Origin of the sequence: Mesorhizobium sp. M7A.F.Ca.CA.001.08.2.1 (genome assembly GCF_003998455.1) — a bacterium.
GTDB classification, from domain to species: Bacteria; Pseudomonadota; Alphaproteobacteria; order Rhizobiales; family Rhizobiaceae; genus Mesorhizobium; species Mesorhizobium ciceri.
This window is the reverse complement of sequence record NZ_RZPW01000541.1, coordinates 1-4,400: the sequence shown is the minus strand read 5'-3', so window position 1 is coordinate 4,400 and position 4,400 is coordinate 1. Positions and strand designations below refer to the sequence as shown.

At 65.7% G+C, this 4,400-nt stretch carries 3 protein-coding genes; 1 reads left to right on the top strand and 2 read right to left on the bottom strand.

The window, feature by feature from the left end; translation table 11 throughout:
* Window positions 1–94: 94 nt before the first annotated feature.
* Window positions 95–1,219: a DUF2336 domain-containing protein gene (locus EN914_RS25780; protein ID WP_024505349.1), complete on the top strand. Its 1,125-nt coding sequence runs from the start codon at window positions 95–97 to the stop codon at window positions 1,217–1,219.
* Here the strand turns inward: EN914_RS25780 and EN914_RS25775 are convergent.
* Together EN914_RS25775 and EN914_RS25770 are read right to left on the bottom strand one after the other, a co-directional pair.
* The gene (locus tag EN914_RS25775; RefSeq protein ID WP_024505348.1) at window positions 1,216–3,282 is read right to left on the bottom strand and encodes an FUSC family protein; all 2,067 of its coding nucleotides are present in this window, start codon (window positions 3,280–3,282) and stop codon (window positions 1,216–1,218) included. The two genes, EN914_RS25780 and EN914_RS25775, sit on opposite strands and share 4 nt — an antisense overlap.
* A 45-nt stretch (window positions 3,283–3,327) precedes the next feature.
* On the bottom strand, window positions 3,328–4,400 hold a 1,073-nt coding region (locus EN914_RS25770; RefSeq protein ID WP_245497845.1), incomplete at its 5' end, for a toprim domain-containing protein.

The window sequence follows — 4,400 nt, the reverse complement described above, 5'->3', positions numbered from 1 at the left end:
AGTTAATGAACATGGTGAACGGTTCGTAAACCAATTCTGCCTACGGTCGTCAGTGGGGTCGGAACCTTCCGGCAAGGGGCGTAAGCAGGCGGGCATGGTTGTTGTTTCGCATTTCCTGAAGTGGATCTACACGGCCAAGGTGTCGGAGCGCGCCGCGGCGGCGAGCGCTCTGGCCCGAGCCTACATCAATTCCGAATTGCCCTTCGAGGACCGCTGCGCCGCAGAGGCGGCGCTGACACTGTTGCTCGACGATGCCTCGTCAAAGGTGCGGCTGGCGATGGCCGAGGCGCTGTCGATGAGCCAACACGCGCCAATGCAGATCATCAGCGTGCTGGCCTCCGACCAGCCGGAAGTCGCCGGCGTGGTGCTGGCGCGCTCGCCGCTGCTCACCGACGCCGACCTGATCAACCGCGTGGCTTCGAGTCCGAAGGCGACGCAAAAACTGATCGCAGACCGGCCGCTCGTCTCGATGGCGCTGTCAGCGGCCATCGCCGAGATCGGCGAGGCGGACGCCTGCGCCGTGCTGCTCGCCAACAGCGGCGCCGACATCGCCTCGCTCAGCTTCCGCCGCATGGCCGAACGGCATGGGCACCTGCCGCTGGTGCGCGAGGCGCTGATATCGGATGTCAGGCTGCCGGCCGACTGCCGGCATATGCTGCTCGTCAAGCTTGGCGAAATGCTGAAAACGTCGCCACTGGTGATGGCGATGATGGGCGCGGCGCGAGCCGACCGCGTCATGCGCGACGCCTGCGTCAAGGCTTCGGTGACGCTGATCGAAGGCACGCGCACGGAAGAACATGCGGCCCTGATCGAGCATCTCAGGCTGCGTGGCGACCTCACCGCGAGCTTCCTCATCCGCACCATCGCGCATGGCAAGGTCGATTTCTTCGGCTCGGCACTGGTTGCGCTCAGCCAGCAGTCCGAACAACGTGTGAGGGCGCTGCTGGCCGGCGGGCACGACGTGGCCTTGCAGGCATTGTTCCGCAGCGCCGGGCTCGCCGGCGCCACGCACGCCATCATCCTGCGTGCGCTGAAGATCTGGCGCGAGGTCGCCAACGGCAAGCGCGTCGCCGGTGTGCAGGAGGTAAGCTGGCTGATGCTCAAGGAAGTGGGCGGTCAATCCGCCGAGGGTAATCTCGCCGCCTTGGTCAAGTCGATCCATCTCGACGCGCTGCGCGAAAACGCACGCGGCCACGCGCTGGCGATCGCCGCGGCCTAGCCCCTATCCCTGGCAAAAAAATCCGGAAAATCCTCCATCGCGGCGGCGATGATGCGCAGCGATGCCGCGATCTGCAGCAATTCCCCGGTACCGTTTCGCTGGGCAATACCAGCCGCATATTGCCGGGCGACGGTGACGGTGGATGTCTGCGGATCGCCGGGGGCGCGGAAGAGCAGTTCGCGCGCCAGCCCTCTCAGGAAGTTGGCGATCGAAAGCGCGGTCTCGGATGGGATGGCATGGCTTTGGCTCGCATCGCGCAGCCGAAGGACCTCCAGGCCGACGGTGACGGCGGCGACGCCGCCGCCCAGAACCGCATCGCCTTTCTGACCGGCATTCTGCACCAGCGGCATCAATTGGTTGATGCGGTCGTAGGCGAGGCTCTCGAAGGCCGACCGCCTCGGCACCCGCTCATGCAGGCAAAGCCGCGCCAGATCCTCACGCATGGCGCGCACGATGCGGTTGGCCGCGAGCCAAGGATCGGCCGGCAGCACGACGATGAAGACACCGATCGCCAGCAGGATGCCGACCAGGATCGACGCCGAACCGGCGAAGAAGGGTCCGGGATCGTAGGTCATCGCCTGGTGTGGACTGAGGAAGGCGAGAAAGTTGATGGCGAAAGCCGTCGCCACGCCGACATAACGTGGATTGGCCATGGCCAGCGCCGTCGGCACCAGGATCGGCACGACAAACAGCATGAACCAGCCGAAGCCGGGCAGGGCAGGCAATGCGATCTGGCCGACGAGAAAGGCAAACGGCAGCGCCAGAAGCGTTCCCTTGAAGAAACCCCAGGCGACCTGCACTGGGTCGGGGCGAGCAGCAAATAGGCTCGACACGACGGCAACGAGAATGACCGTGCCGGCGGCTTCCGACCATTTCGTCGTCAACCAGAAGGCCGCGACCAGCAGCGTCGCAAGGGCAGCGCGCACCGCGTTGCGCGATGCGCCGGCGTAATCGCGATGCACCACCAGCGCAGGCTGCCTGCTGCCCCTGGCCGGGCGCGTGGCAGGCGCACGCAGGGCATCGAGGCCGCGCAGCACCTGCTTGAGCGCATCGGCGAAATCGGCGGCAATGGTCAGGCGGGTGATCGTGCCGACCCTGTCGTCGCCTTGGTCGGTCGAGGCATCGGGCATTTGCCGGGCCTTGGCCGAGATGGTGTCGAGCCGCGCCACCCAAGGCGTGGTGTCGTCCAGCGCGCCGGGCTTCGCGGCCATTTCACCGACAAGGGCCTGCAACTCCGAACGCACCGGAATGAGCGCCGCATTCTTCGGAGCGGCATGCGAATGCAACGCACGTGCCGCCGACAGCGCCGAGAGCAGTTGTCCGATCGTGCGCCGGACCGGATGCGCGCGCGGCGCGAAGCTCGGCGCCTCGAGCCTGGCATAGGCGCGCATCTCGCCGAGCGTCTGGGTATCCGTGACCAGCTTTCGGTGCAGCGCGGACAGCGTTGCCGGGTCGCCGCCGGAGAACGCACCGCCGGCATAGGTGGCAAGATCGAGGATGCAGCGTTTCAGGCGCGAGACGATGGCGTCGCTGGCCAGTTTTGGCAGGATCAGCCGGCTGGTCAGGCCGGCGCAGACGATGCCGAGCACGATCTCGGCACAGCGCGCGACAGCGAGGTCGACGACGAGATGCGGCTGTCCGAAAGCGGGCAGGCCTATGATCATTGCGGTGTAGCCGGCAAGCGCAGCGCCATAGGCTTCCGGATTGCGCAGCAGCGACGAGACGAAGGTGCAGATGCCGATCCAGATGGCAAGCACAGTCACCAGCACCCAGGGGTTGGTGCCGAAAACGGTGGTGATGCCGATCGCGGCGATGCCGCCGACCAGCGTGCCGAGCAGCCGGTAGAAGCCCTTCGCCAGCACCATGCCGGCAACCGGCTGGGCGACGATGAACACCGTCATCATGGCCCATTGCGGATGGTCGAGCTTCAGCGCATAGGCTGCCAGCAGCGCGATCAAGCCGGCTGAAACGGTGCGCAAGGCAAAGATCCAGTCGGAGCGCGTCGGCTGCGTCAACCCGGCTAAACTCGTCTCGAAATAGCCTTTCAGCCGCGTCCTGGTCACATGCTCGTCTCCGCAACTGGAGCCTTGTTATGGACCGGCTGGCGGCTAGATATCCAGCACTTCCGTCTCGGCGAATTCGGCGCGTTCCTGGATGAACCGGAAGCGGGCCTCCGGCTTCGTGCCCATCAACGCATCGACGGCGTCCTTGGTCGCCGTCTCGGCGTCGATTACATCGATCCTGAGCAGCGTTCGCTTCCTCGGATCCATGGTGGTTTCCTTGAGCTGGGCGGCCATCATCTCGCCCAGACCCTTGAAGCGGCCCAGTTCCACCTTGCCGCGCCCGGTGAATTCGGTGCGCAGGAGCTCGTCCTTGTGGGCGTCGTCTCGGGCATAGGCGACCTTGCCGCCTTGCCTGATCGAGTAAAGCGGCGGCACGGCGAGATAGAGATGGCCGCCACGCACCAGCGCCGGCATCTCCTGATAGAAGAAGGTGATCAGCAGCGAGGCGATATGGGCGCCGTCGACATCGGCGTCGGTCATGATGATCACGCGGTCGTAGCGCAGATCCTCATCGCGGTACTTCGAACGCGTACCGCAGCCGAGCGCCTGGATCAGGTCCGAAATCTGTTGGTTGGCCGCCAGCTTATCGTTGCCGGCGCTGGCGACGTTGAGGATTTTGCCGCGCAATGGCAGCACGGCCTGGCTGGCGCGGTCGCGCGCCTGCTTGGCCGAGCCGCCGGCCGAGTCGCCTTCGACGATGAACAGTTCTGCACCGGCCGCGGCATTCTGCGTGCAGTCGGCGAGCTTGCCCGGCAGCCGCAGCTTGCGCACCGCGCTCTTGCGCGACACCTCTTTTTCCTGGCGCCGGCGCACCCGCTCGTCGGCGCGTGCGATCACCCATTCGAGCAGCTTCGAGGCTTCCTGCGGATTGTCGGCCAGCCAATGGTCGAACGGATCGCGGATCGCGGTCTCGACAATTCGAATTGCCTCGATCGTCGCCAGCCTGTCCTTGGTCTGGCCGACGAATTCCGGCTCGCGGATGAACACCGACAGCATGCCCGCTGCCGAGATCATGACGTCTTCCGAGGTGACGATCGAGGCGCGCTTGTTGCCGACGAGGTCGGCATAGGCGCGCAGGCCTCGCGTCAGAACGTTGCGGAAGCCGGCCTCGTGGGTGC

Bases quoted from the DNA above. Each gene is read 5' to 3' on its own strand.
- EN914_RS25780 (WP_024505349.1), top strand. From the start codon at position 95: ATGGTTGTTGTTTCGCATTTCCTGAAGTGGATCTACACGGCCAAGGTG.